This is a genomic window from Actinoplanes sp. NPDC049598 (genome assembly GCF_040675435.1).
GTDB lineage: Bacteria > Actinomycetota > Actinomycetes > Mycobacteriales > Micromonosporaceae > Actinoplanes.
In genome coordinates this window covers 153,354-174,499 of sequence record NZ_JBFAOX010000009.1, presented here as the reverse complement: position 1 = coordinate 174,499, position 21,146 = coordinate 153,354, and the positions used below count along the sequence as shown (strand labels likewise).

Sequence of the window (21,146 nt, the reverse complement as noted above, 5' to 3'; positions counted from 1 at the left end):
CCGTCAGCACCCCGTAAGAATTGCCACTGGCCGCGGGCGAACGTCACCTGCGGTAGAGCCGGCCGAGCAGGTGATGGATGCCGAAGCCGCCGAGGACGGCCACCAGGATGCTGAAGCCGATGATCACGATGGATCCGAACAGGGCCGAGGTGTCCTCGGTGAGCAGGACGAGGCCGATGAGCGCGACGGCGACGAAGAACAGCGTGCCCAGGACCGTGCCGATCAGCCCGGCCACGGTGAGGGCGCGCGCCCGGCGGGTCAGCGGCGCCACCGGCAGCGGGGCGGGCTGTTCGGGGGCGACCGGCTGCGGGATACGGGCCGGGTCCCGGGGCGGCTGATCGACGCGGAGCCCGGCCGGGATGTGCGAGTCGAGCCAGGGCAGCGCGCCGGTGACACCCGACCACAGTGTCGGCTCGATCGCCACCACGATGCCGTCGTGGCCGACGAAGTACCGTGCGCCGTCGGGCCACGCCCGGACGATGGCGCAGGCGTCGAAGCGTACGGTCGCCGGGGTGCCCTCACGGACCAGAGTGACCCCCTCGGGGCCGATGATCAGGCTTTCGCCGGGGCCTTCCAGGGACGCGTAGGCGGTGCCGTGAACCGTCGTCTCGGAATGGTTGGGCGCCGCGGTGAAGCCGGCCCAGTCGGCCCGGGCCCGCGGGGCCATCAGCAGGCCGTTGCCCGAGGCCGCGACCGCCACCTCGGCCACCTCGGCCGGGCCGACGGCCCGCATCTCGGCGATCGCCTCGTCGGCGCTCTGCACCGGGCGGCCGGCGAGCAGGTTGAGGGCCTGCCCCGGAAGGCGGGCCCCCTGCTCCTCGGCGTGCCGCAGAGCCTCGGCCCGCTGTTTCACCACGGCCGCCACGTCGGCCTCGTCGATGCGGCCGACGCGCAGCGCGGCCAGCACGTCGACGAAGCCGCCGAGAAGGGCGGCCTGCTTGTCCGGCAGCGAGTCGGCGACGGCGGTGACCAGCGCCCGGTCCGCGCCGAGGGGCTCGTAGGCGGCCTGCGCGGTGTACGAGAGACCGGCCTCCTGGCGCAGCTCGCGCCGCATGGCCCGTTCGAGCACGCCGGCGAAGACCGACGACCGGGCAGCTCGCGGCACCTCGGCGTCCCAGACGAGGACTCCCGAGTCGGCCGGGAAGTACGCGGGCGTCACCGGCAACGCCGACGACGGCGTGGGCGCCGGCTGGCGGGTGCCACTGGGCAGATCGAGCCGCAGTCCGTCGGGCACGCCGTCGCCGGCCAGCCACAACACCGCGTTCTCTTTGGTGAAGTAGCGGGCCACCCAGGCCCGCAGATCGTCCTCGCCGATGGCGGGCAGGCCCCATTCGGGGTAGCTCGGCATCCCGTAGTCGCGGGCGCCGTGCCGCCAGAGCGACATGTTGTCGGCGGCCCCCTGGCTGCGGCCGTTGGCCTCGGCCTGGAGCAGGTCCTTCTCGACGGCGAGGCGATGCATGGGCAGGTCGCGCAGCGACGAGCAGACCCCGGTCAGGAACGCGGCCAGGTCCTGCTCGGAGCCCTGCATGTGGAAGAACGTGTACTCGACGCCGGTGGCGCCGTTGTAGTGGTAGTCGGCGACGCCGGTCGAGTGCAGCGCCAGGTGCTCGACCAGGTGGGTGATGCCGCGGCGGGGCAGCGGCTCGTCGGCGAAGCCGACCCGGAACGCGAGGCCGGCGTGGGCCGGGCCGGTGGTCGGGGTGAGCAGCGCCGGTACGCCGTCGACGTCGAGCTGTTCGATCACCGGGCACCCCCGAGGGCCCGCGCGCGACGGGTACGGATCTGGGCCGCGGGGTCACCGAGGTAGCTCCACGGGTAGTCGTCGGCGAGATCGCCGAGCTGCTTGAACATCGCGCCGGCGGCCTCCTCGTCCCCGAGCATGCTGAAAGCCAGGGCGAAGCTGCTCGCAGCGTGCACCCAGCCGTAGTCGCGGCCGAAGCCGGGGTGCAGCACGCTGTGCCGGGCCGCCTCGTAGATCTCGTCCCGGACCGGCGCCGAGGTCAGATAGCGGTCCCCTTCGCCGCCCGGCAGATCGAGCCAGTGCTCGAGATGCGCGTCGACGACCAGCGCGCCCTGCGTAGATCCGGGCGGGGCGGCCAGCGCCGTCTCCCGGGCCCACGGGTGCAGCAACTCCCAGCTCCCGCTCCATTTCGGGCAGAGCGACTGCAGGAAGGCCCACTGCGCCGGCAGGTGGCCCGGGTCGAGGGCGATGGCCTTGTCGTAGCGGCGGCGGATCTCGGCCAGGCCCACCTCGAGCCCGCGCCCGGAGGTCAGCCGGGCCGCCCACAGCGCCGGGTCGCCCGGGTTCCGGGCGACGCCCTCGATCAGCACGGCCTCGGCCCGGCGGAGCCGCTCGTGAAAGGCGGCGAACTGCTCGGCGGTGACGTACTCGGCCCGGGCCGCGCTCCGGATCTTCCAGCCGATCGCGGTCCACCGCTGCCCCAGCGTGGCGGCGGCCGCGCTGTCACCCGGGTCGGCGGCGAGGACCTCCTGCAAGGTCTCCTCGGCCCCCGGGACGTCGGCCGCGACCCCGAGGAGCATCGACCGGCCGGCCGGCGGCGCCGCGTCGACGGTGGTGCGGACCTTGCTCCAGTCGCGGGCGGTCATGGCCGTCCGGACGACGCCGGCCTCGGGGTAGTGGGAGGCCACATCGAACAGCACATCGGCTGGCATGGCGCGCAGCATAGATGATTTTGATCTTCACCACGCACCCGGCCGGAGGGCCGCCGGGGCCTATCCGACCGGGTCGCGGAGCAGGTGTTCGAAGGCGAGCTCGGCCGCGCCGATGAGGGCCGCGTCGTCGCCCAGCTCGGGGGTGCGCAGCCGGATGTGCTCGCGGCAGGCGGGCAGGGCGATCGAGGTGAGGCGGCTGCGGATCTGGGCCGCGGCGACCAGGTAGACGTCGCGCAGGGTGCCGCCGAAGATCACGGCCTCGGGGTTGAAGATGTTGACCAGGTTGCCCACGCCGAAGCCGATCCAGTCGCCGACCTGACGGACCGCGAACTGCGCCTGGCTGTCGCCGCGCATGGCCGCGTCGACCACGCCCAGCACCGCCTCGCGCCCCGTCCGGTCACCCCGGCCGGCGTGCTTGAGCAACGCGTACTCGCCGATCTCAGTCTCCCAGCAGCCGCGCGAGCCGCAACTGCACTCCCGGCCGTACGGGTTGACGACCATGTGGCCGACCTCGCCGCCGTACCCACCGTGCCCGGCCACCCGGTGACCGTCGGCGATGATGCCGGCCCCGACCCCGACGTCGCCGTACAGGTAGATGACGTTGTCACAGCCCACGGCGGCGCCGCGGCTGTGCTCGACCAGGGCCGAGACGTCGGCGTGGTTGCCCACGGTGAGCTTGCCGGCGTCGCCGAGCTCGGCCCCGAGCGCCTCGCCGACCGGTTCCTCGACCCAGCCGATGGTCGGGGCCAGGCGGACCACGCCGTCGGCGCGGCGGACCATGCCGGCCACCGCGACCCCGGTGCCCACGTAGCGGGCGTCACCGGGCACGTCCTTGCGCATGTCGTGGACGAAACCGGCGAGCGGCTGCACCGCGTCGAGCACCTGCATGCCGCGTGGCCGGTCGGTCTCACGGCGGTCCAGGATGCGGCCGCCGAGGCCGACCCGGGCCGCGCGCAGCCGGTCCACCTCGATGCTGAGGGCGTACGCGTAGACCTTGGACGACTCGGGCCGGACGACCAGCGACGGTCGCCCGGCCCGGCCGGTCTCGCGTGGTGCCGCCTCGCTGACCAACCCGGCGGTGGTCAGCTCGGCGGTCAGTGCCCCGATGGTGCTCCGGTTGAGGCCGAGCAGGCTCGTGAGCTCCGCCCGGGATGTCGCGCCGTGCACGTGCACGTACCGCAGCAGCGTGCCGAGGTTGTGCCGGCGCACCTCCTCCTGGCTGGGGCCGGCCCGCATCAGCGTGCCGTCCCCGTACCCAGGATGGTCCGGCTCATCGGTTGCCGGTAGCGGCCGCTCTGCGCCGGGCGAGGGCGTCGACGCTGGCGGCGACGAGCAGGATCAGACCGGTGAAGATGTACTTCGTGCCCGAGCTGAAGCCCAGCAGGCCCATGCCGTTGTCGATCACGGCGATCACCGCACCACCGATGACGGCGTTGATGATCTTTCCCTTGCCGCCGAAGAGGCTGGTGCCGCCGATGACGGCCGCGCCCACCGAGTAGAGCAGGATGTTGCTGCCACCGGTGTTCGGGTCGACCGAGCTGGCCCGGCTGACCGCCATGATGCCGCCGATGGACGCCATGAACGAACCGATCACGAAGACCGAGATGCGGATCCGGTCGACCTTGATGCCGGCCCGGCGGGCGGCCTCGGTGTTGCCACCGACCGCGTAGACGTGCCGGCCGTAGGCCGTACGGCCCAGGACGAACGTCCACAGGACCAGGAAGACGCCCAGGATCGGGACGACGATCGGCACGCCCTTGAGCGAGTTGATCGCCGGGTTGATCGCGCGTTCCTGGCTGAGGATCGCGGTCGCCACGATCAGCAGGACGGCCAGACCGCCGACGCGGGCCGCAACGATGCCGATCGGGTCGGTGACCAGGCCGCGCTTGGCCCGGCTGCGCAGGTTGAGCAGCTGCACCGCGGCGTAGCCGACGATCGCGACGACGGTGAGGATCCAGCTCCAGGCAACAGACAGGTTGTCGTTGTTGAGGGAGTTGAAGAACTCGTTGCTCGTCGAGATGTTGGTGCCGCCACCGAGGAGCACGAGCAGCAGGCCCTGGAAGCCGAGGAACGCGGCCAGCGTGACGACGAACGACGGGATGCCGATCTTCGCGACCAGGAAGCCGAGCACGAAGCCGATCACCAGACCGGTGACCAGCGCGGCCGGGATGGCCGTGTACCACTCCCAGCCGTGGTTGGTCAGCAGGATGGCGACGACCGCGCCGCAGACGCCGGAGGCGAAACCGGCCGACAGGTCGATCTCGCCCAGCAGCAGGACGAAGACCAGGCCCATGGCGATGAAGACGACCTGCGCGCTCTGGTTGAACAGGTTCGCGAAGTTCAGGCCGCTGAAGAACGTGTCGGTCGAGATGCCGAAGATCAGGCTCAACACGATCAGGCCGAGAATGGCCGGCAGGGCGCCCAGGTCACCGCCGCGTACGCGGCCCCAGTAGTCCCGGACGAAGCTGTTCACGGTCGGCTTGACGACCTTGACGCCGCCGGCCGTGGTGGTCGTGGTGGTGCTCACTTGTCGCCTCCCGGCGTGATGTCGACGGCGTCGCCGTTGAAGTCCGCGGGCTTCTCGGGAGGCAGTCCGATGTTGCCACTGCGACCGGCAGTGATCAGCTCGACGACCTGCGAGTGCGTCACGTCGGTCGTCTTGACCTGGGCCGCCATGCGGCCGAGGTAGAGGGCGGCGATCCGGTCGGAGACCGCGAACACGTCGTTCATGTTGTGCGAGATCAGCACGACGCCGAGGCCGTTGTCGGCCAGGCGGCGGACCAGTTCGAGCACCTGGGCGGTCTGCGCCACGCCGAGAGCGGCGGTCGGCTCGTCCAGGATGACGACCTTGGAGTTCCAGAGCACGGCCTTGGCGATCGCCACGGTCTGCCGCTGCCCACCGGAGAGGCTGGCGACCAGCTGCCGCAGCGACTTCAGGGTGCGCACCGACAGACTGGCGAGCGCGTCGCCGGCCATCTGCTCCATGGTGGGCTCGTCGAGGACGATGCCGCGCTTCTTCTCCCGGCCGAGGAACATGTTCTGGACCACGTCCAGGTTGTCGCAGAGCGCGAGGTCCTGGTAGACGACCTCGATACCGAGACCCGAGGCGTCGCTCGGGCCGCTGATCGAGACCGGGTTACCTTCGAAGGTCACCGTGCCGGAGTCGATCTGGTAGATGCCACTGATGCATTTGACGAGCGTCGACTTGCCGGCGCCGTTGTCGCCGACGAGGGCGGTGACCTCGCCGGGGTAGACGCTCAGGCCGACGTCGTGCAGGACCTGAACGGGACCGAAGCCTTTGTTGATCCCGCTGAGCTCCAAGAGGGGTGTCGCGGCCACGGTGTTTCTCCTTCGCTGAGTGACCGGTTTGCCGCCCACGGCGGGGGTGGCCGGGGCGGCAGGGGTGGGGGCACCTGAGTCCGGCGCCGCCCGCTTCCTTTATCGGAAGCGAACGGCGCCGTCGTCAGGATTTCGGGCAAAGCCCGACATCAAGCTGGGGTCAGCTGATGCCCGCGTCGGTGCAGGCCTTGGCGAAGGCCGCGGTGCAGATCTGGTCCTTGGTGACGAAGCCGTCCGCGATGACGTCCTTGACGTTGGCCTTGGTGATGGCCTGCGGGGTCAGCAGCACCGACGGAACCGAGGCGCCCGACTCCGGGTCCTTGGTCGTGCCGGTGGCCGTGGTCGGCTTCTGGCCCTTGGCCAGGGCGATCGCCAGCTCGGAAGCCGCGTCGGCCTCCTTCTTGATCGCCTTGTAGACCGTCATGCACTGGTCGCCGGCGAGGATGTTCTGCAGGCCCTGAACGGTGGCGTCCTGGCCGGTGACCGGGACCTGGCCGTTGAGCTTGTTCTTCTTCAGCACCGCGATGGCCGCGTTGCCGAGACCGTCGTTCGCCGCGAGGACGCCCTTGATCTGCTTGTTCGAGGTCAGCATCTGCTCGAAGATCGTGCCGGCCTGGGCGTTGTCCCACTCCGGAACCGACTGGTTCGGGCCCTTGGTGAAGGTGCCGTCCGCGTACTTCGGGTTCAGGACCGAGTCGTAACCCTGGGCGAACAGGGTCGCGTTGTTGTCGGTCGGGGAGCCGTTGAGCTCGGCGACGACCGGCTTGGTGTACTTCTTCTCGGTCAGGCAGTCGACCAGGCCCTGGCCCTGCAGCTCGCCGACCTTGACGTTGTCGAACGACACGTAGTAGTCCGCGCCGCCCTTCAGCGTGAGGCGGTCGTAGTCGATCGTCGCGATACCGGCCTTCTTGGCCTTCGCGAGAACGGCCGCACCGGTGCCGGAGTCGAGGTTGGCGATCATCAGAACCTTGACACCGCTGGAGATCATGCCGTCGGCGATGGTCTGGAACGCGGTCTTGTCGTTCTGCGCGTTCTGGATGTCCACCTGAACGCCGGCCGCCTCGAACGCCGCCTTGAGGTACTTCGGGTCGTCCGTGGACCACCGCTGCGAGCTCTTGGTGTCGGGCAGGATCACGCCGACCTTGCCCACCGAGCTCGAGCCGCTGCCGCTACCGGAGTCGCTGCCTTTGTCGTCGCCGCAAGCGGCAACGCTGCCGGTGGCCAGCAGGCCAACCGCGGCAAGGGCGAACAGTCCCTTACGCATTCCTTGTGTCCTTTCGGGTAAATCCGGGCCTTCGATCGGATTCGATGTTCTGCGCTGTCGGGAGTGTCGCTCCCCGAGACGCCGTGTGATCAGGATCTAGTTTGTTGTGTCCGGCAACGTATTCCCGTTGCGGCCGGTAGCACAAGCGGTGACGCCAGCCGATCTCGTAACCTGGCATAACAATCCGGCAACACGGCGGTGATACAGGGATTTCGGCCCTGGTGAAGCCCCGGGGGCCGATCCGTCATGATCGCTTACGACGCTCACCACGTGACGCTAAGTCAGTACGATGCCCGATCTGGACCATTCTCGGGAGAAAGATCCACCCGCCGCGTAACGTTGTCGTAACGGCCTGCGCATGGTGCGTGCTATGTCCGGATATGGGCGGTTATCGCGTCGGTGAGGCGAATGAGATCGCCCGGGGCGAGGCTCACCTGCAGGCCCCGCCGGCCCGCGGAGATGAACATCAGATCAAGCGCGGGCGCCGAGTCGTCAACGACGGTCGGCAGCTTCTTACGCTGCCCCAACGGGCTGATCCCGCCGCGCACGTAACCGCTGCTCCGCTCGGCCGCGGCCCGGTCGGCCAGCACGGCCCGCTTACCGCCGGCGGCGTGCGCGAGCGCCTTGAGATCGAGGTCGCCGGTGACCGGCACGACCCCCACCACCAGGCCGCCGTCCACCTCGGCGATCAACGTCTTGAAGACCCGCCCGGGCTCGATCCCCAGCGCCTGCGCGACCAGCGCGCCATAGTTGGGCGCATCCGGCGAAACGTCGTAGGGATGCAGCGTGTGCTCGACCTTCTGCGCGGTGAGCAACGCGGTGGCCGGCGTCCCGGCAGCGGCCTTCTTCGCCATGGCGCGAACGCTACTCGTGCCCGATGGGGTCACAGCGGACGGCACAAGAGGGCAGTCGGCGCCCCCGCGACCCGGGTCAGCACGAGCGAGGCCCCGTTCGGCCCGGCCAGCCGCAGATCCTTGCGAAGCTGCTCCGGCTCGAGCGCGGACCCGCGCTTGCGAATCTCCAGCCGCCCGACCCCGCGCTCGCGCAGCAGCGCCCGCAGCCGCTTGAGCGAGAACGGCACCACATCGGTCACCTCCAGCCGCCGGGCAAACGGCGTATCGACCGCCTCGTCGGTGTACAGATAGGCGATCTCGGGATCCCCCAACCGCCCACCAACGACCTCCGCCAGCTCAGCCACCAGATGCGCCCGCACCACCGCCGGGTCAGGGTCGTAGAGAAACGCCCCCGGCCTGCCCACCGGCGCCTTCTCACCGCCCGTCCCGCTCAGCTCCCACCGCGTGCCCTCACGCAGAAGGGTGGCTCGGCGGGGCACTTCGGCCAGGGGGCCGCACCAGAAAGCGGCCTCGACCAGGTCGCCGTCGACGCTCACCCACTCGGCCTCGGCACCGGGCGGCAGCAGATCGTGGTCGATGCCGGGGGCGAGCTTGAGGACCGTGTGCGGCACCCGTTCGGGCAGGGCGGCGATGAAGTCCCACGGCGGCGAATACGACTTCGGGTCGAAAACCCGGCCGCGGCCGGCCCGGCGGCGGGCCGGGTCGGCGAAGACCGCGTCGTACTTCTCCACCGGCACCGACGTGGCGTCGGCGCACTCGACGCGTACATCCAGGCCCAGAACCTCGGCGTTGGCGGCGGCCATCGCGGCCGTCTCCGGGTCGGCGTCCACCGCGTACACCCGAATGCCGGCCCGCGCCGCCGCCAAGGCGTCCGAGCCGAGCCCGCAGCCCAGATCAGCCAGGGTCGTGACTCCGGCCGCCGCGAGTCGCCTCGCCCGCCGCTCGGCGACGACCGATCGCGTCGCCTGCTCGAGCCCGGCCCGGGTGAAGAACATCGACGCCGCGTCCGGGCCGAACTTGGCCACCGCCCGGCGCCGCAACTCGACCTGGGTGAGCGCGGCCGCCGCGAGCTCCGGCGGCACCCCGCGGGCCCGCAGCGCCGAGGCGGCCGCGAGCGGGTCACTCCCGGCGACCTCCAGGGCGCTGTCCAGCGCCTTCACCCCTTCGGGCGTACGCAGCCGGGCCGTCGATTCCGCAGTCACGCAGGCATTCTCCCCCGCGCGACTTCATTGGCACTCTGGTTGACGGAGTGCTAGTTCCGGCCTAATCTCCGATTAGCACTCTCATCACGAGGGTGCCAGCCGTGCGACCATCCGGGCGCGCGGTGAGGCACCAGGCGGACCGGCACCCGCGACGACGGCCCCGCCCGGTGGCATGAGGCATCAGACCGGCCATCACCTTGACCGGCGAAAACCTGTACCCAGGAGGGTATGCCCGTGACTACCGCGACAAAGGTTGCGATCAAGCCGCTCGAGGACCGCATCGTGGTCCAGGCGAACGAGGCTGAGACGACCACGGCGTCGGGCATCGTGATCCCCGACACCGCCAAGGAGAAGCCGCAGGAGGGCACCGTCCTCGCTGTCGGCCCCGGCCGCATCGACGACAAGGGCAACCGCATCCCGGTTGACGTCAAGGTCGGCGAGACGGTTCTCTACTCGAAGTACGGCGGCACCGAGGTCAAGTACGCCGGCGAGGAGTACCTGGTGCTCTCCGCCCGCGACGTCCTCGCGGTCATCGAGAAGTGACCTACTGACAGTGCTTACCGCCCTGGCCCGTGATCACGGGCCAGGGCGGTGGTGCGTGAAGGGACCTTAAACATGGCGAAGATTCTCAGCTTCTCGGACGACGCGCGCCACCTGCTCGAGCACGGCGTCAACGCGCTCGCCGACACGGTCAAGGTCACCCTCGGCCCGCGCGGCCGCAACGTCGTCCTGGACAAGAAGTTCGGCGCTCCCACGATCACCAACGACGGTGTCACCATCGCCAAGGAGATCGAGCTCACCGACCCGTACCAGAACCTCGGCGCCCAGCTGGTCAAGGAGGTGGCGACCAAGACCAACGACGTCGCCGGCGACGGGACCACCACGGCCACGGTGCTGGCCCAGGCGCTGGTGCGCGAGGGTCTGCGCAACGTCACCGCGGGCGCCAGCCCCATCTCGCTCAAGCGGGGCATGGACAAGGCCGCCGAGCACGTCTCGCAGGCGCTGCTCGGCAAGGCGGTCGAGGTCGCCGACCACAAGGCGATCGCGAACGTGGCCACCATCTCGGCCCAGGACGCCACCATCGGCGAGCTCATCGCCGAGGCGATGGACCGGGTCGGCCGCGACGGTGTCATCACCGTCGAGGAGGGCTCGGCCATGGCGACCGAGCTCGAGGTCACCGAGGGTCTGCAGTTCGACAAGGGCTTCATCTCCCCGAACTTCGTGACCGACGCCGAGTCGCAGGAGGCGGTGCTGGAGGACGCGTACATCCTCCTCACCACCCAGAAGATCTCCAGCATCGAGGAGCTCCTCCCGCTGCTGGAGAAGGTGCTGCAGAACAGCAAGCCGCTGCTGATCGTGGCCGAGGACGTCGAGGGCCAGGCGCTCTCGACCCTGGTCGTGAACGCCCTCCGCAAGACCATCAAGGTCGCCGCGGTGAAGGCGCCCGGCTTCGGTGACCGCCGCAAGGCGATCCTGCAGGACCTCGCGATCGCGACCGGTGGCGAGCTGATCGCCCCCGAGCTCGGTTACAAGCTCGACCAGGTCGGCCTCGAGTCGCTGGGCACCGCCCGGCGCATCGTCGTCGACAAGGAGAACACCACCATCGTCGACGGTGGCGGCAAGTCGTCCGAGGTCACCGACCGGGTCTCGCAGATCCGCAAGGAGATCGAGGCGTCCGACTCCGACTGGGACCGCGAGAAGCTCCAGGAGCGGCTGGCCAAGCTCTCCGGCGGCATCGCGGTGATCAAGGTCGGCGCGGCCACCGAGGTCGAGATGAAGGAGCGCAAGCACCGCATCGAGGACGCCATCGCAGCGACGAAGGCGGCCGTCGAGGAGGGCACTGTGCCCGGCGGTGGCGCCGCCCTCGCCCAGGTGGCGACGGAGCTCGACGGCGGCCTCGGCCTGACCGGCGAGGAGGCGATCGGTGTCTCGATCGTCCGCAAGGCGCTGGTGGAGCCGCTGCGCTGGATCGCGCAGAACGCCGGCCACGACGGCTACGTCGTGGTGGGCAAGGTCGGCGAGCTGGGCTGGGGCCACGGCCTCAACGCGGCCACCGACGAGTACGTCGACCTGGCCGCGGCCGGCATCCTCGACCCGGTGAAGGTGACCCGCAACGCGGTCTCCAACGCCGTCTCGATCGCCGGCCTGCTGCTGACCACCGAGAGCCTCGTGGTCGACAAGCCGGCCGAGCCGGAGCCCGCCGCCGCCGGCGGTCACGGCCACAGCCACGGTGGCCACGGCCACCAGCACGGCCCCGGCTTCTGATCCATCCGCAACACATCAGGGCGCACCCTCCGGGGTGCGCCCTTTTGCGCGGGTCAGCGGGCGGCGGCCGCCTCCTCTTCCGCCGAGTCGGGGACGCGCTCGCCGTGCCAGGAGCGCCAGAGCGCGGCGTAGGGGCCGTTGGCCGCGACCAGCTCGTCGTGCGAGCCGAGCTCGGTGATGCGGCCGTTCTCCACCACGGCGACCCGGTCGGCGTCGTGGGCCGAGAACAGCCGGTGGGCGATCGCCACGACCGTACGGCCGTGCAGCACCGCCGCCAGCGACCGCTCCAGATCGCGGGCCGCCCGCGGGTCGAGCAGCGACGTCGCCTCGTCCAGCACCAGCGTGTGCGGATCGGCCAGGACCAGCCGGGCCAGCGCCAGCTGCTGCGCCTGGGCGGCGGTCAGCGCATGACCGCCCGAGCCGACCATCGTCTCCAGCCCACCCGGCAGTGCCTCGGCCCACTCGAGCGCGTGCACCGCGGCCAGCGCCGCGCGGACCTCCGGCTCGGCCGCACCCGGCCGCACCATGGCGACGTTGTCGCGAACCGTGCCGATGAAGACGTGATGCTCCTGACTGACCAGCGCGACCTCGGTACGCAGCTTGTCCAGCGGGAGTTCGCCCAGCGGCACCCCACCCACCGTGATCGTGCCCCGGGTCGGCTGGTGCACGCCGGCCAGCAGCCGGCCCAGCGTCGACTTGCCCGCCCCGGACGGCCCGACGACGGCCAGCCGCTCCCCCGGCTCGAGCGTGAGGTCGATGCCGTGCAGCACCTCGCGACCGGCCACATAGGAGAAGTGCACGTCGCTGACCTCGATGCGGGTGCCCTCCGGCGTCCGCGGCGCGCGCGGCTGCGGCGGCTCCTCGTCGACCACGCCGAGCAGACGGGCCAGGGACGCCCCGCCGATCTGCAGCTCGTCGAGCCAGCCCAGCAGCCGGTCGAGCGGGTCGATCAGCATCTGCACGTAGATCACCGCGGCCGTGAGCTGCCCCAGCGAGACGCTGCCACGCAGGTAGAGCCAACCACCGACGATCAGGGTGGACACCACCGGCAGCACATAGGCCGCCTCGACGATCGGGAACCACACCATCCGGAGGAACAGCGTGTACCGCTCGGCCAGCCAGCTCTTCCGCAGATCGGCGTCGGAGCGCTCGATCCGCTGTCGCTGCCGGCGCAGCGCGTCGACGGTCCGGGCGCCCTCCACCGTCTCGGCCAGCCCGTCGGTCACCGTCGAGTACGCCGCGTTCTGATTGAGATATCCGGCGGGGGCGCGGCGCAAGTACCACCGGGTGCCGACCACGAGCAGCGGCACGGCGACCAGCAGCGGCAGCGCCAGCACCGGCGTGACCACCACCAGCGCCGCCACCACCAGCACCACCGTGATCAAGCCGATCATCGTCTCGGGCACGGCCAGCCGCACGCACCGCGACAGCGCGTCCACGTCGCGCGTGGTGCGGGTCAGCAGGTCACCCGAGCCCGCCCGCTCCACCGTGGAGAGCGGCAGGGCGAGCACCCGGTCGACGAACTCCTCGCGCAGCCGGGCCAGCACCCGCTCACCGAGCCGGGCCGAGGCCAGGTGGGCGAAGCGGACCAGGATCGCTTGCAGCACAACGAAACCGGCGATCAGCGCGGCCAGCTTGTCGACCGCGCCGACGCCCTCGCCGTGCCGGATCGCCTCGACCAGGTCGCCCAGCAGGCGCGGCCCGACCAGCCCGGCCACCGCGCCCAGCACGTGCAGCCCGACCGCGACGCCCAGCGCCCGTGGGTAGCGCCGGAACAGGTCGCGCGCGTACCGCCGGACCTGGGTCGTGTCGGCCACCGGCAGAAGATTGCTCACGCCGCGTCCTCTCGCAGAACCGTCCGGGCGTAGCGGGGCTCCCCCGCCAGCAACGCGCGGTGGGTGCCGGTGGCGACCACCCGGCCACCCTCCACATAGATCACCCGGTCGGTGCGGTCGAGCACCAGCGGGCTGGACGTACAGATCACGGTCGTGCGCCCGGCGCGCTCGGTGACCAGCCGATCGGCTATCCGGGCCTCGGTGTGGGCGTCGACGGCGCTGGTCGGCTCGACCAACACCAGCGTGTCGGGGTCGGCGACCAGCGCGCGGACCAGCCGCAGCCGTTGCTGCTGGCCGCCGGAGAAGGACCGGCCGCGCTCGGCGACCTCGCTGTCGAGACCGTCGGGCAGGGCCTCGACGATGTCGGTGGCCGCGGCCGCGTGCAGCGCCGCCGGCAGCCGGCCGTCGCCGGCCGGGTCGAGATCGGCCCGCAGCGGGCCGGTGAACAGCCGCGCGTCGTTGTCGGCGACCAGGATCCGCTCGCGCACGGTGGCCAGCGGGAACGACGACAACGGGTGGCCGCCGGCCGTGCCGCCCTCGGCGTACCGCCCCAGGCGGTCGGCGATGGCGGCCGCGTCGGCCGGGACGGCGGCGACGATCGCGGTGACCTCACCCGGCCGGACGGTGACGCCGGACTCCGGGTCGGCCAGCTCGCCGGTCAGCTCGCCCGCCGCCCGCGGCCGGCCCGGGTCGGGCAGGTCGGTCGAGGCGTGCAGCATCGTCACGACCCGCCGGGCCGAGACGTGCCCGCGGGTCAGCTTGTCGATCGCCTCGGTGAGCTGGCGCAGCGGCGTGACCAGGAAAGCCGCATAAGCATAGAAGGAGACCAGCTGGCCCACGGTGATGTGGCCGGTCAGCGCGAAGCGGGCGCCGAGCCACGTGACCAGCACCAGGAAGATACCGGGCAGCAGCACCTGGGCCGCCTCGAGCAGCGACTCGACCCGGGCCGTACGCACCCCGGCCGCCCGCAGCCGCTGCGACTCGGCGCGGTAGCGCTCGCCCATCACGGCCTCGCCGCCGACGCCGCGCAGCACCCGCAGGCCGCCCACCAGGTCGGCCGCTCGGCCGGTGAGCAGGCCCTGCTGGTCGCGGGAGGCCTGCTGGAGCCGGTGCAGCGGGCGGATGAGCAGACCGACGATCGCCATCAGCAGCGGCACGCCGAGCACGACCACGAGGCCGAGCGGCACCGACGTGGTGAGCAGGATGACCGTCACCGCGACGACGGCGATGAGCGAGCCCGTGCCGCGGGCGGTGATGTCGATCGCCGCGCCGATCTGGCGGATGTCGGATGTGCCGATCGCGACGACCTCGCCGGTGTCGAGCCGGCGGGGCAGGGCCGACCCGAGCCGGCCGGCCTGACGGACCGTGACCTGGACCGTACGGAACATCGCGCCCAAGAAATTGATCACGGCGAAGCGATGTCGCACGACGCCGAAGAACGCCTGGCCGAGGCCGGCCGCGAGCAGCACCAGCGACCAGGTGAGCAGGCCGCGGCGGTCGTGGTCGGTGGCGGCGTCGATCGCCTGGCCGACCACGGCCGGCACGACGGCCTGGCAGAGCATCCAGAGGACGGCCATGAGGATCGCCGCGTAGACCGAGAACCACCCACGCCGGACCAGCCACCCCAGGTAGCGCACGGGTGACCGGTCGTCGGGAAGGCCGGGATCGGCATCAGGTAGTCGTCGCATCAGGGCCCCGACGTTACGGCGGGGGTACGACAATTCGCGACGCGTTTTCCCTTACCGGTCGACCGGTGTGAAGTCCCACACGTGGGCCGCCCGGGCGATCAGATGCGGCGGCGGGGCGGGCAGGCTCTCAGGGCTGTGCCGCCACTTCGAGATGACCACGACCCGGTTGTCGGTGGACGAGTAGACGTCGCTCGACACGTGCTGCGGAAGCACCTCCAGCCGCGGCACGGCCACGTCACAGACCCAGGCCAGCAGCTCGTCCAAGCCGCTCTTGGAGGCCCGTATCTCCCACATCCGCGCGATCATCCTGGCTTCCTACCCCGCCACGCTGACCGAGGTCAATGGCATCGCGGAATCGGCCGGCAGATCGAGACGGCTGGGCGCGACACCGGCGGCGACCAGCCGCGAACCGAGGGCCGCCACCATGGCGCCGTTGTCCGTGCACAGCTGCGGCCGGGGCACCCGGACCTCGATGCCGTGCTTGGCCGCCCGCTGCTCGGCCAGGACCCGCAGACGCGAGTTGGCCGCGACACCACCGCCGATCACCAGGGTCCGTACGCCATGGGTCAAGCACGCGTCGATCGCCTTGGCGGTGAGGACGTCGCAGACGGCCTCCTGGAAGGAGGCCGAGACGTCGGCGACGGGCACGGGCTCGCCGTCGCGCTGCCGCGCCTCGACCCACCGGGCCACCGCGGTCTTGAGCCCGGAGAACGAGAAGTCGAACCGGTGCGCCGCGAGATCCTTGGCCGCGGTCAGCCCACGCGGGAACGTGATCGACACGTCACCGTCGCGAGCCGTCCGGTCGATGATCGGCCCGCCCGGGAAGCCCAGCCCGAGCAGCCGCGCGACCTTGTCGAAAGCCTCGCCGGCGGCGTCGTCGATGGTGGCCCCCAACGGCTTGACGCCGTTGGTCAGATCGTCCACCAGCAGCAACGAGGAGTGGCCGCCGGAGACGAGCATGGCCACGGCCGGCTCGGGCAGCGGGCCGTGCTCCAGAGTGTCGACGGCCACGTGGGCCGCCAGGTGGTTGACCCCGTAGAGCGGTTTCTCGGCCGCCAGGGCGTACCCCTTGGCGGCCGCCACCCCGACCAGCAGCGCCCCGGCCAGACCGGGGCCGCTGGTCACCGCGATGGCGTCGATGTCGGCCAGGGTGACCCGGGCCTCGTCGAGCGCGCGTTGCATGGTCGGGACCAGGGCCTCCAGGTGGGCCCGGCTGGCCACCTCGGGCACCACGCCGCCGAACCGGGCGTGCTGCTCCACACTGGACGCCAGCGCGTCGGCCAGCAGCGTGTGCCCGCGGACGATACCGATCCCCGTCTCGTCGCAGGAGGTCTCGATCCCGAGGACCAGGGGCTCGTCAGGCATCGCGCATCATCACCAGGGCGTCCGTGTTGCTGGATTGGTAGTAGCCGCGCCGGATGCCGACGGGCTCGAAGTCGTACGTCGCGTAGAGGCGCTGGGCGGGGGCGTTGTCGACCGCGACCTCCAGCAGCGTCTGCTTGATACCGAGGCGCGCGGTCTCGGCCAGCAGCGCCTCGAGCAGGGCCCGGCCGGTGCCGCGGCGCTGGCCGCCACGCCGGACCGCGATGTTCTGCACCCAGGCCTCGTCCGGGAGGGCGGCCAGCCCGGCATAACCGAGCACCTCGTCGTCGTCGCCCAGGGCGACGACGTAGAAGTGGCGCTGGGCGAGCTCGTTCCAGAACATCGCCGGCGACCACTTCTCGGCGCCGAACAGGTCGGCCTCGATCGGCTGCACCTCGGCGATGTGCCACCAGCGGAATCGCTCTATCCGCATCAGGTCAGCACCGGCTTGCGCCCGGCCGGCTCGACCGCGTCCGGCCGGCGCAGATAGAGAGGTGTCAGCTGCTCGCCGGGCGCGCCCGAGCGGATGCGCTCGGCGGCCAGGGCCACCAGGGCCGCGCCGGGCGGGTAGAGCAGGTGCTCCTCGACCGGGACGCCGAAGACGTCGCCGTACTTCAGAGCGCCCTCGCCGGCCGCGCGGTCGAACGCCCGCAGCTTCTTCGCCCAGTACGCACGGTCCTCGTCGGGGTCGTCGACCACGGCGTCGATCTCGGCCCGGGCCAGCACGGCCGCCAGCCGGGCGGCGTCGGCCCCGGCCAGCGCCGTGGCCGACTCGATGATCTCGGACTCGGACAGGGCGGCCGACTCGGCCGCCTGGCTGGTCCTTCTCCGGTAGACCTGGCCCAGCACCTCGGCCACGTCGGCCGGCTTGGCGACCTCGGGGCCGAACAGGCGCACGCCGTCCACATAGGTCGCGAAGTAGACCTCGCGCCGGCGGGCGTCGGTGGCGACCAGCACCCGGCCCGGCCCGGCGGCCCGGCCGATGCCGTCGAGCGAGCACACGCCGTACGCCGGGATGCCCAGCGCCTGACCCATGCTCTCGGCCGTGGCCAGCCCGACCCGCAGACCGGTGAACGGCCCGGGGCCGAGCCCGGCGACGATCGCGCCGAGATCGCCGGGCCGGGCCCCGGCCTCGGCCAGGGTGGCGGCGATCTCCGGCGCGAGCTTCTCGCCGTGCGCACGGGGGTCGACGGTGCGCCGCTCGGCCACCCCGATGAGGCGGTCGGCGGTGACCTCCACCAGGGCGGCCGTCGACGCGGGGGTCGCGGTGTCCAGAGCCAGTACGAGCACGTCCCGACCCTAACGCGCCGGCGCCCCGGTCATCCGGCGACCGGCTCCGCCCGCGGGTCCCAGTCGATCAGCGGGCGGCCGGCGTCGGCCAGAGCCTTGTTGGCCGCGCTGAACGGGCGGGCGCCGCGGAACCCCTTCGGGTTGAGCGGGCTGGGGTGGCCCGCCTCCAGCACGGCGTGCACCGGGTTGGTGATCAAGGCGGCCTTCTTCCGGGCGTACCCGCCCCAGAGCAGGAAGACGACCCGCTCGTCGCGGGCGTTGAGCGCCTTGATCGTCGCGTCCGTGAACGACTCCCAGCCCTTGCCGCCGTGGGAGGCGGCCGCGCCGGCCCGGACCGTGAGCACCGCGTTGAGCAGCAGAACACCCTGGCGGGCCCAGCCGGTCAGGTCGCCCGTGGTGGGCGGGGCCACGCCGACGTCCTCGGCCAGCTCCTTGAACACGTTGCGCAGCGAGGGCGGGATCCGGACGCCGTCGCGCACGCTGAAGCTGAGGCCGTGCGCCTGGCCGGCGCCGTGGTACGGGTCCTGGCCGAGGATCAGCACGCGGGTCCGCTCGGGCGGGCACAACCGGTACGCCGCGAACAGGTCCTCGATCGGCGGATAGATCGTGTGGGCCTCGTACTCCCCCGCCACGAACTCGCCCAGCGCGGCCGTCTGTTCCTCGTCGAGAAAGCCGGCCAGCTCGGCTCGCCACTCGGCCGGCAGCAGTTCCGCCAGATTCACGTTCTCCCCTTCGTCAAGGTTTCCATCCGGGCCGCCCAGTCGCCGCCGTGCGGGACCAGCTCGACCACCCGCGTGTCGTCGTCCAGCCGGTCGATCCGCACCTGCAGGTATTCGTCGTTCAGCTGCTCGACCAGGCCTACACCCCACTCGACGACCGTGACGGCGTCGTCGGCCGAGGCATCCAGGTCGAGGTCGTCGATCTCGGCCCGCGGGTCGGGGCTGTCGCCCAGCCTGTACGCGTCGGCGTGCACCAACGGTGTCCGGCCGCGATGCACGCGGGCGATCACGAACGTCGGCGAGGTGATCGGGTCGGTCACCCCGAGGCCGGCGCCGATGCCCTGCACCAGGGCCGTCTTGCCGGCGCCGAGGGGCCCGGTGAGCAGCACCAGGTCACCGGCGCGGAGCACGCCCGCGAGTCGCTGCCCGAACGCGCGGGTCTCCTCGACCGTCGGCAGCTTGATCACGAGATCTTCTCCAGGAACGGCAGGAGGAAGGAGTTGACCTCGTCCGCCTTCTCCAGCATGACCACGTGGCCGCTGTTCTCGACCTTCACGAGCTCGGCCTCCGGGAGGTACTTGAGAATCTCCTCCGAATGGGTGACCGGGGTCAGGTAGTCCTTCGTGCCCACGATGACCAGCACCGGCACGCCCCGCAGGGCGGACAGCGCCGGGAAGCGGTTGTGCGTGTAGAGCGTGCCCAGATATTTCGTCAGCGTCTCGGCCGAGGTCTTGGAGTTCATGCTCTCCACGAACGTGACCAGGGACGGGCTCGGTTTCGGCTCGCCGAAACCGTAGCGCCGGGTCAGCAGCCAGGACAGGTCGGACGAGATCATCCGGGCCCGGTCGATCTGACTGCCGCCGAGGTGGGCCGCCTTGCCCCAGAGCGGGAAGAACGGGGCGCTGGCCCGCGCCACCAGCGAGGGGATGCCGATCTTGGCCTTGTCGATCAGGCCGGCCGAAGTCGACATCAGCACGACGCCGGTGACCCGGTTGCCGAACCACTCCGGATATTGCTCGGCGAACGCCATGATGGTCATGCCGCCCATCGAGTGGCCGATCAGGACGATGTGCCCCTCCGGCACGGTCTCGTCGAGCACGGCGGCCAGCGACTTGCCCAGCGCCGCGATGTCGTAGTCGCCCGACTGCAGCCGGCTGGACTTGCCGTGGCCCGGCTGGTCGTAGAAGACCAGCCGGTGGTCGCCCCGCTCGGTGAGCGCCTTGCGCTGGAAATAGAAGGTGCCCATGTCGAGGGCGAAGCCGTGCACGAAGACGATCGTCGGCTTGTCCGTTTTCCCGGGCCCTCGCGGCTCCACGATCTCGACGTGCACGTCGGTGCCGTCGGCCGCGGTCACGGTGAGCTCGCGATCGAACGGCTGGTCGCCGAACGGCTCCTCCACATAAGGGTCGCCGGGCGCGTTGACCGAGCGGCGCACCAGCGCCCGCTCGACGGCGAACGCGGTCGCCAGACCGGCCGCGACGACGCCGACCGCGGCGCCGGCCAGGCCGACCTGTTTGGCCCGGCTCATGCCGGGCCCCCTTCGTACACGCGGGGCACCCTCGTGCTGCCGAACCGCGTCACGATCTCGTAGTTGATCGTGCCGACCACCTCGGCCCAGTCGTCGGCGGTCGGCTCGCCGTCGTCGCCCGGCCCGAACAGCGTCGCCACCTGGCCCGCCTCGACCGGGTCGTCGCCGACGTCGAGGACGATCTGATCCATGCAGACGCGGCCGGCGATCGTCCGCCGCTTGCCGCCGAGCTGCACCGGGCCGGCGTTGGAGGCGTGCCTGGGCACGCCGTCGGCATAGCCGAGGGGCACCAGGGCCAGGGTCGTCTCGCGCTCGGTGTGGTAGGTGTGCCCGTACGACACGCCCTGGCCGGCCGGCACGCGCTTGGTCAGCGCCACCCGGGCGTGGGCGGTCATCGCGGGCCGCAGCCCGAAGGTCTCGCCGGCGATCGGCGACAGCCCGTAGACCGCGATGCCGGGACGGACCAGGTCGTAATGGGTGTCGGGCCTGGTCAGCGTGGCCGCCGAGTTGGCGATGTGCCGGTAGCGCGGGGTGATGCCGAACCGCTCGGCGGTGGCCAGCCCCTCGGCGAAGACGGCGAGCTGGTGGTCGATGGTCTCGTGGCCGGGGGCATCGGCGTAGATGAAGTGGCTCCAGACCCCGACCACGTCGATGGCCCCGTCGGCCTGGGCCTTGGCCGCCGCCTCGAGCAGGGCCGGCCACTCGCCGGGCGTCGCCCCACCCCGGGAAAGGCCGGTGTCGATCTTGAGATGGACGCGAGCTGTCCGCTCCGCCTGCTTGGCGGCGGCCACGATGTCGCCCAGCAACTCCAGGCTGCCCGCGCTGAGATCGATGTCGGCCGCCACCCCCTCGTGCAGCGGCATGCCGGGCGAGTGCAGCCAGGACAGCACCGGCGCCTCGATGCCGGCCCGGCGCAGGGCCAGACCCTCCTCGAGGGTGACGACGCCCAGCCAGGTCGCGCCGCCGGCCAGGGCCGCGCGGGCCGCGGGCACCATGCCGTGCCCATAACCGTCGGCCTTGACCACCGCCATGACCTCGGCGGTGGTGCGGGCGCGCAGCAGCGCGACATTGTCCCGGATTGCGTCCAGATCGACCCGGACTTCGGCCTGCCACATGAGTCCCAGCCT

The 21,146-nt window shown here is 71.5% G+C and carries 20 protein-coding genes; 2 read left to right on the top strand and 18 right to left on the bottom strand.

Annotation, left to right across the window (positions count from 1 at the left end):
* Positions 1-43 precede the first annotated feature (43 nt).
* The 8 genes from AB0J66_RS21980 to AB0J66_RS21945 form a co-directional block, all read right to left on the bottom strand.
* Positions 44-1,744, bottom strand: coding sequence for an insulinase family protein (locus tag AB0J66_RS21980; protein WP_364663418.1), 1,701 nt, complete (start codon positions 1,742-1,744; stop codon positions 44-46).
* Positions 1,741-2,673 (bottom strand): hypothetical protein, encoded by a 933-nt coding sequence (locus AB0J66_RS21975; RefSeq protein WP_364663416.1) that lies wholly within the window; start codon positions 2,671-2,673, stop codon positions 1,741-1,743. Before AB0J66_RS21975 ends, AB0J66_RS21980 begins: the two co-directional genes overlap by 4 nt.
* A 60-nt stretch (positions 2,674-2,733) precedes the next feature.
* On the bottom strand, positions 2,734-3,909 hold the full coding sequence (locus AB0J66_RS21970) for an ROK family transcriptional regulator (RefSeq protein WP_364663413.1): 1,176 nt from the start codon (positions 3,907-3,909) through the stop codon (positions 2,734-2,736).
* Between the two features lie 34 nt (positions 3,910-3,943).
* A complete protein-coding gene (locus AB0J66_RS21965) occupies positions 3,944-5,200 on the bottom strand; it encodes an ABC transporter permease (protein ID WP_364663411.1) in 1,257 nt (418 codons plus the stop codon).
* Positions 5,197-6,012 (bottom strand): ATP-binding cassette domain-containing protein, encoded by an 816-nt coding sequence (locus AB0J66_RS21960; RefSeq protein WP_360245400.1) that lies wholly within the window; start codon positions 6,010-6,012, stop codon positions 5,197-5,199. Before AB0J66_RS21960 ends, AB0J66_RS21965 begins: the two co-directional genes overlap by 4 nt.
* Positions 6,013-6,172: 160 nt before the next feature.
* On the bottom strand, positions 6,173-7,276 hold the full coding sequence (locus AB0J66_RS21955) for a substrate-binding domain-containing protein (protein WP_364663408.1): 1,104 nt from the start codon (positions 7,274-7,276) through the stop codon (positions 6,173-6,175).
* A 368-nt stretch (positions 7,277-7,644) separates the two neighbouring features.
* Complete coding sequence (gene ybaK, locus AB0J66_RS21950; RefSeq protein ID WP_364663405.1) at positions 7,645-8,130, bottom strand: Cys-tRNA(Pro) deacylase; 486 nt, start codon at positions 8,128-8,130, stop codon at positions 7,645-7,647.
* 29 nt (positions 8,131-8,159) lie between these two features.
* Positions 8,160-9,332: a methyltransferase domain-containing protein gene (locus AB0J66_RS21945; protein ID WP_364663403.1), complete on the bottom strand. Its 1,173-nt coding sequence runs from the start codon at positions 9,330-9,332 to the stop codon at positions 8,160-8,162.
* Between the two features lie 228 nt (positions 9,333-9,560).
* On the opposite strand from AB0J66_RS21945, the gene groES reads away from it, so the two are divergent.
* Entirely contained in the window at positions 9,561-9,875 is a 315-nt protein-coding gene (gene groES / locus AB0J66_RS21940) for a co-chaperone GroES (RefSeq protein ID WP_082771855.1), read from the top strand.
* Positions 9,876-9,947: 72 nt separating this feature from the next.
* Entirely contained in the window at positions 9,948-11,597 is a 1,650-nt protein-coding gene (groL, locus tag AB0J66_RS21935; RefSeq protein ID WP_364663400.1) for a chaperonin GroEL, read from the top strand.
* A 53-nt stretch (positions 11,598-11,650) separates the two neighbouring features.
* Here the strand turns inward: groL and AB0J66_RS21930 are convergent, their stop codons facing one another.
* From AB0J66_RS21930 to alr, 10 genes are read right to left on the bottom strand one after another with little or no spacing between them, the layout of a single operon-like run.
* Entirely contained in the window at positions 11,651-13,432 is a 1,782-nt protein-coding gene (locus AB0J66_RS21930; protein WP_364663398.1) for an ABC transporter ATP-binding protein, read from the bottom strand.
* Positions 13,429-15,120, bottom strand: a complete 1,692-nt coding sequence (locus AB0J66_RS21925; protein WP_364663396.1) for an ABC transporter ATP-binding protein — start codon at positions 15,118-15,120, stop codon at positions 13,429-13,431. Before AB0J66_RS21925 ends, AB0J66_RS21930 begins: the two co-directional genes overlap by 4 nt.
* Positions 15,121-15,171: 51 nt before the next feature.
* Positions 15,172-15,426, bottom strand: coding sequence for a hypothetical protein (locus AB0J66_RS21920; RefSeq protein ID WP_364663393.1), 255 nt, complete (start codon positions 15,424-15,426; stop codon positions 15,172-15,174).
* Positions 15,427-15,435: 9 nt separating this feature from the next.
* The gene (tsaD, locus tag AB0J66_RS21915) at positions 15,436-16,485 is read right to left on the bottom strand and encodes a tRNA (adenosine(37)-N6)-threonylcarbamoyltransferase complex transferase subunit TsaD (protein WP_364663391.1); all 1,050 of its coding nucleotides are present in this window, start codon (positions 16,483-16,485) and stop codon (positions 15,436-15,438) included.
* A complete protein-coding gene (gene rimI, locus AB0J66_RS21910) occupies positions 16,478-16,915 on the bottom strand; it encodes a ribosomal protein S18-alanine N-acetyltransferase (RefSeq protein WP_364663388.1) in 438 nt (145 codons plus the stop codon). The genes tsaD and rimI overlap by 8 nt, the downstream gene beginning before the upstream one ends.
* The gene (tsaB, locus tag AB0J66_RS21905) at positions 16,915-17,772 is read right to left on the bottom strand and encodes a tRNA (adenosine(37)-N6)-threonylcarbamoyltransferase complex dimerization subunit type 1 TsaB (protein ID WP_364663386.1); all 858 of its coding nucleotides are present in this window, start codon (positions 17,770-17,772) and stop codon (positions 16,915-16,917) included. Before tsaB ends, rimI begins: the two co-directional genes overlap by 1 nt.
* A 29-nt stretch (positions 17,773-17,801) precedes the next feature.
* Positions 17,802-18,494, bottom strand: a complete 693-nt coding sequence (gene ung, locus AB0J66_RS21900) for a uracil-DNA glycosylase (RefSeq protein WP_364663384.1) — start codon at positions 18,492-18,494, stop codon at positions 17,802-17,804.
* Positions 18,491-18,955 carry a tRNA (adenosine(37)-N6)-threonylcarbamoyltransferase complex ATPase subunit type 1 TsaE gene (gene tsaE / locus AB0J66_RS21895; protein ID WP_364663928.1) on the bottom strand — a complete coding sequence of 155 codons (465 nt, stop codon included), beginning with the start codon at positions 18,953-18,955 and terminating at the stop codon, positions 18,491-18,493. The genes ung and tsaE overlap by 4 nt, the downstream gene beginning before the upstream one ends.
* Positions 18,955-20,019 (bottom strand): alpha/beta hydrolase, encoded by a 1,065-nt coding sequence (locus tag AB0J66_RS21890; protein ID WP_364663382.1) that lies wholly within the window; start codon positions 20,017-20,019, stop codon positions 18,955-18,957. The genes tsaE and AB0J66_RS21890 overlap by 1 nt, the downstream gene beginning before the upstream one ends.
* Positions 20,016-21,134, bottom strand: a complete 1,119-nt coding sequence (alr, locus tag AB0J66_RS21885) for an alanine racemase (protein ID WP_364663379.1) — start codon at positions 21,132-21,134, stop codon at positions 20,016-20,018. The genes AB0J66_RS21890 and alr overlap by 4 nt, the downstream gene beginning before the upstream one ends.
* Positions 21,135-21,146: the final 12 nt, after the last annotated feature.

What these genes read in the sequence shown, in the direction of transcription:
- AB0J66_RS21970 (WP_364663413.1), bottom strand. Translation starts at nt 3,909, where the DNA reads ATGCGGGCCGGCCCCAGCCAGGAGGAGGTGCGCCGGCACAACCTCGGC.
- groL (WP_364663400.1), top strand. Translation starts at nt 9,948, where the DNA reads ATGGCGAAGATTCTCAGCTTCTCGGACGACGCGCGCCACCTGCTCGAG.
- AB0J66_RS21955 (WP_364663408.1), bottom strand. Translation starts at nt 7,276, where the DNA reads ATGCGTAAGGGACTGTTCGCCCTTGCCGCGGTTGGCCTGCTGGCCACC.
- tsaD (WP_364663391.1), bottom strand. Translation starts at nt 16,485, where the DNA reads ATGCCTGACGAGCCCCTGGTCCTCGGGATCGAGACCTCCTGCGACGAG.
- AB0J66_RS21925 (WP_364663396.1), bottom strand. Translation starts at nt 15,120, where the DNA reads ATGCGACGACTACCTGATGCCGATCCCGGCCTTCCCGACGACCGGTCA.
- AB0J66_RS21975 (WP_364663416.1), bottom strand. Translation starts at nt 2,673, where the DNA reads ATGCCAGCCGATGTGCTGTTCGATGTGGCCTCCCACTACCCCGAGGCC.
- ybaK (WP_364663405.1), bottom strand. Translation starts at nt 8,130, where the DNA reads ATGGCGAAGAAGGCCGCTGCCGGGACGCCGGCCACCGCGTTGCTCACC.
- alr (WP_364663379.1), bottom strand. Translation starts at nt 21,134, where the DNA reads ATGTGGCAGGCCGAAGTCCGGGTCGATCTGGACGCAATCCGGGACAAT.
- rimI (WP_364663388.1), bottom strand. Translation starts at nt 16,915, where the DNA reads ATGCGGATAGAGCGATTCCGCTGGTGGCACATCGCCGAGGTGCAGCCG.
- groES (WP_082771855.1), top strand. Translation starts at nt 9,561, where the DNA reads ATGCCCGTGACTACCGCGACAAAGGTTGCGATCAAGCCGCTCGAGGAC.
- AB0J66_RS21920 (WP_364663393.1), bottom strand. Translation starts at nt 15,426, where the DNA reads ATGATCGCGCGGATGTGGGAGATACGGGCCTCCAAGAGCGGCTTGGAC.
- AB0J66_RS21890 (WP_364663382.1), bottom strand. Translation starts at nt 20,019, where the DNA reads ATGAGCCGGGCCAAACAGGTCGGCCTGGCCGGCGCCGCGGTCGGCGTC.